The organism is uncultured Nisaea sp., assembly GCF_963974195.1.
In the GTDB taxonomy this organism is placed as follows: domain Bacteria; phylum Pseudomonadota; class Alphaproteobacteria; order Thalassobaculales; family Thalassobaculaceae; genus Nisaea.
On sequence record NZ_CAXBDC010000184.1, the window covers coordinates 1 to 4023 of the forward strand.

The 4023-nt window shown below is 66.4% G+C and carries 2 protein-coding genes; both read left to right on the top strand.

What is annotated here, in order from left to right; all coding sequences use genetic code 11:
- On the top strand, nt 1-690 hold a 690-nt coding region (locus AAC126_RS21870; protein WP_339857502.1), incomplete at its 5' end, for a phosphopantetheine-binding protein.
- Nucleotides 687-4023 (top strand): amino acid adenylation domain-containing protein (locus tag AAC126_RS21875; protein ID WP_339857503.1); only part of this gene is annotated, 3337 nt, incomplete at its 3' end. The genes AAC126_RS21870 and AAC126_RS21875, both read left to right, overlap by 4 nt.

Sequence of the window (4023 nt, forward strand, 5' to 3'; positions counted from 1 at the left end):
CGGCGGGCCGATGGGGCTGTGGAATATCTCGGCCGGATCGACCGGCAGATCAAACTGCGCGGGTTCCGGATCGAGCCTGGCGAGATCGAGGCGGCCCTCAGAGCGGTCTCCGGTGCCGACCAAGCCGTGGTCGATGTCCGGGAGACGGACGGCGACCGGGCGCTTTATGGCTGGGTGGTCTTGCCGGAAGGCGTTACCGCAGCAGCAGCCGGATGGCGGGATGCTCTGGCGGAACAGCTTCCCGGCTGGATGGTGCCGCGCCGGATCGCGGTGCTGGACAGTCTGCCTCTGACGCCGAACGGCAAGCTGGACCGGGGTGCGCTGGCGATCCCGGCGGGCGAGGACACGGAAGCCGCTGCGGGGCCAGTGACATATGCCACGGACACCGAACGTGATCTGGCCGCACTGTGGTCGGACCTGCTCGGCGGCGGGACATTCCGGCCGGAGGACGGGTTCTTCGCGGTTGGTGGTCACTCGCTGCTCGGCGTGCGCCTGGTCGCTCGGATCAGGCAGCGCTTCGGTGTCACCCTGCCGCTCAGGGCTGTGTTTGAGCAGGCTAATCTGGCAGCCATGGCACGTGCCGTGGATGCATTGAACCCGGAGACGGGGGACAGCCATGCGGCGGCGTCCGACGGGCCAATCACCCGCCGGGCACGGCGTTCGGGTAAAAAAGGGTTGGAGCTGACATGAGCCCGGACGGCCCAGGAGACAGGCTGGATTTCGTTCTCGAACCGGATCTGCCGCTTTCGACCATGCAGCTTGGCATTCTGGCCGAGCAATGGATGGCCCCGGAGAGCACCCGGTACAATGTTCCGGTGGCGTTCCGCTTTACGGGCCGGATCGATGCCGGCGCCTTGCGCGCGGCCTTGCGCTGGCTGGTCGACCGGCATGAAGTGCTGCGCACGGTCTATCGCGACGAGCCGGACGGACCGGTGCAGGCGATTACCGAGACGGCGCCGGACCTGCTGACGCTGTCATCCGTCACGGACCCGTCCGGGCTGGAAGCCGTCGCACGGTCGATCTCCGGGCATGTCTTCAACCTGAAGGCCGATCTGCCATTGCATCCCGTTCTGATCTCCGCCGGGCAGGATGCGGGGGCGATCGTACTGGTGTTCCATCACATCGCGGTCGATGGCTGGACTGTCCGGTTGCTGCTGGACGAACTCGCCAAGGCCTATGCGGCTTACAGCACGGGCCGCGTGCCGGACTTGCCGGAGCCGGACCTGCAGTATGCGGACTGGGGCGCCTGGCAGCAGGAGCAGCTTGAAAAGCCGGAAGCGGAAGCGCTGCGAAATGCCGCCATTCACCGTCTGGCGGCTCTCGGTGATGGTCTTGGTTTGCCGCCGCGCCCCGGATTGCTGCCTGAAGGAGAGGGGGATAACGGTGCCGAGATGGTGCCCTTCATGCTCGATGGCCCAACGGTGGCCCGGGCGGAAGAGGCGGCACGGGTGGCCGGGGTCAGCCTCTATGCCTTGCTGGCAGGAGCCTATGCCCTCGTGATCGGCCGTCTGGCGGATCGTGACCGTCTGGCTCTTGGCACGCCCGTCGCCCTTCGGGACCGGAGCGAGTTGCACGGCACGGCCGGTTGTTTCGTGAATACGGTGACGATTGCGGCGGACCTTTCCCCGGCGAAGAGCCGCACGGATTACCTTGGCGCGATCAGGCACGCGGTCGTGGATGCGCTGGATGCCCGGGACATTCCGTTCGAACAGATCATGCGCGGCCTCGCCGAGAGCTGGAGCGAGGAGCTTCCGGCGGTGCGCTGCTTCTTCAATTTCGACGATGCGGGGATTGCCCCGCCGGGTCTGCCCGGACTGACGCTGGAAATTCTCGAGTGCGACCGGGGCACGGCCAAGTTCGATCTGATGATGTCCATGGTGCGGGACGGGGACGGCATTCGGGCCGGGTTTGATTATGCAATCGGCGTCTTGCCGGATGCGGTTGCCCGCGCCATGCCGGACCGGTTCCGCCGGGCACTGGAATGGCTGTGCACCGGAAATGACCAGGCGCTGTCGGGTTTTGCCTTGCTTGACGAGCCCGAGACAGAGGCGCTGAAAACGCTCGGCACCGGACCCGTTATGCCAGTCCGGGAGGAAACGGTCGACGCGGCGGTCTTTGCGGCAGCGGCCGGGGTTCCGGACGCGCTGGCGGTCAGTGCATCCGATGGCAGCCTGACTTTTTCCGAACTCACCAGCGCGGCCTCGGTGCTGGCCGGACAGCTTGCCGCTGCCGGGATCGGGCGCGGCGGCCGGGTGCTGATCCTGCTGCCGCGCTCAATCGGTTTGCCGGTGGCGATGCTCGGCAGTCTGCGGGCAGCGGCGGCCTATGTGCCGGTCGAGGTCGGATTGCCGGAACGGCGGCTGCGGGAGATCGTCGAGGATGCGGCGCCGGCGGCAATCCTCTTCGCGCCGGCCTCCCGGCAGCTCGCCGAGGCGGTGGCATTGCCGGACACCGCATTGTTCGAAGCGAAGGGCGCCGGGTTCAGCAAGATCAAGGGCGGCGGTAACGCCAAGGCAGAGGAAGCGCCCCGGCCCGGCGATCTTGCCTACATGATCTACACCTCGGGCTCCACCGGGCGGCCGAAGGGCGTGATGGTGCCGCATTGCGGTGTCATGAATTACCTGTCCTGGGCCGGTGCCGCCTATGGAATCGAAAACGGTAACGGCACGGCGGTGGTTACCGCGACGGCCTTCGATGCGACGGTGCTCTCCTTCTGGCTGCCCCTGTTCGCCGGGAAGCCGGTCCATCTGATGCCGGAAGAAGGTGCGGTCGAGGCGCTGGCCGAAAAGTTGGCGGCGGGGGCCGATTATGGCTTCGTGAAAATGACCCCGGCCCATCTCGATCTGCTGGCGGAGCTGAAACCGGTGGCGGCGCAGGCCTCCGGCGCCCGCATGTTCGTGATCGGCGGGGAAGCGTTGTCGACGGCCTCGACGGCGGTCTGGCGGAACCAAGCGCCGAAGCTGCGTCTGGTCAACGAATATGGCCCGACCGAGACTGTTGTCGGCTGCATCTTCCATGAGGCCGATGGCCGGCCGGGTGTGGCGGAACCCATCGGCAAGGCGATCTGGAACACCCGGACCTATGTGCTGGACCGCGCACTTGATCCGGTGCCTGAAGGCATGCCGGGTGAGCTTTATATCGGTGGTGCCGGGGTGGCCTGGGGGTATTGGCGGCGCCCTGAACTGACGGCGGAGCGTTTCCTTGCGGATCCTTTCGCGGCCGAGCCCGGCGCGCGGATGTACCGGACCGGAGACCTCGTCCATTGGCGCGAGGACGGTACGCTCGAATATCTCGGCCGCTCCGACGATCAGGTGAAGGTGCGGGGCTTCCGCATCGAGCCGGGCGAGGTGGAAGCGGCGCTGCGCTCCGTCGATGGCGTGCAGGGTGCCGCCGTGATCGCGGCGGGGGAGGGAAGCGACAAACGGCTGATCGGCTTCGTCACGGGAACGATAGACGCGGCTCTCTGCAAAGAGGCTGTCGCCGGATTGCTGCCGGGCCACATGGTGCCGGATCAGCTCCATAGGCTGGTCAGCCTGCCACTTACCCGGAGCGGAAAGATAGACCGCCGCGCGCTTGCCCTGATGCAGGGGGAAACACTCGGCGAAAAATCCCGGACACTGGCCGCGCCTGTGCAAGTGGACCCGGAAAAACTGGATGCTTTGCTGGATATCTGGCGCACGGTCCTGAAATCCGAAAGCGTGGATGCGGAGACGGATTTCTTTGCGGCCGGCGGAACCTCGCTTGCCGCGATCCGGCTTATCGCCCGGCTGAAGCGGGCATTTGGTGTCGGGCTTGCCTTCGCGGATCTGGCAGCGGCACCGACGCCCTCGGCATTGGCACTCAAACTGTTCGGCGATGCGGCTGACGGCTCTGAGGCCGCGCCCGCGCACTTGCAGGATGTGCTTGAGGTTTTGCGCATTGTGCTGAAACAGCCGGAACTCGATACCGGGATGGATTTCTTCACGACGGGGGGCACGTCCCTTGCGGCGATCAGGATCGTCGCCCGGCTGAAAAGATCCCTAG